The organism is Polaromonas sp. P1_G1 (assembly GCF_056405595.1).
Genome location: NZ_JBFUBU010000251.1, coordinates 1 through 401 on the forward strand (window position 1 = coordinate 1; position 401 = coordinate 401).

Below are 401 nucleotides of genomic sequence, written 5' to 3' on the forward strand. Positions count from 1 at the left end.
CGATGTAGCGGTTTAGCTCAGGACCATTCGCGGCGGTTGTTTTCCACCCATCGTTGCTCCGAGGCCTGCAGGTGCATGCGCACGGCAGTTTGCGCCGCCAGCACGTCGCGGTTTTCCAGGGCGCGCAGGATGGCTTCGTGCTCTTGCAGCGCGGTGGCCCAGGTCTGGCCGGATTCGGAGTGCGCGCTGAGCCGCGCCGCAATGGGGCTATGGCGTTCGTCAAACAACTCGCCCACCAGGCGTTCCAGCACGGCGTTGCCAGTCATGGCGGCAATGGTCTGGTGAAACTGGCGGTCAAACACCAAGGGCGAGCGGTTTTGCGCCATGGCGGCCAGCATGTTGTCCAGAATCTGGCGCAGCGCCGCTAGCGCTTCGGGCGTGGCTCTGGCACAGGCCAGTAG

The 401-nt window shown here is 64.8% G+C and carries 1 protein-coding gene; it reads right to left on the bottom strand.

Annotated elements, in window-relative coordinates:
• Window positions 1-17 precede the first annotated feature (17 nt).
• Window positions 18-401 (bottom strand): FadR/GntR family transcriptional regulator (locus AC1D1Y_RS26705; RefSeq protein WP_477685000.1); only part of this gene is annotated, 384 nt, incomplete at its 5' end.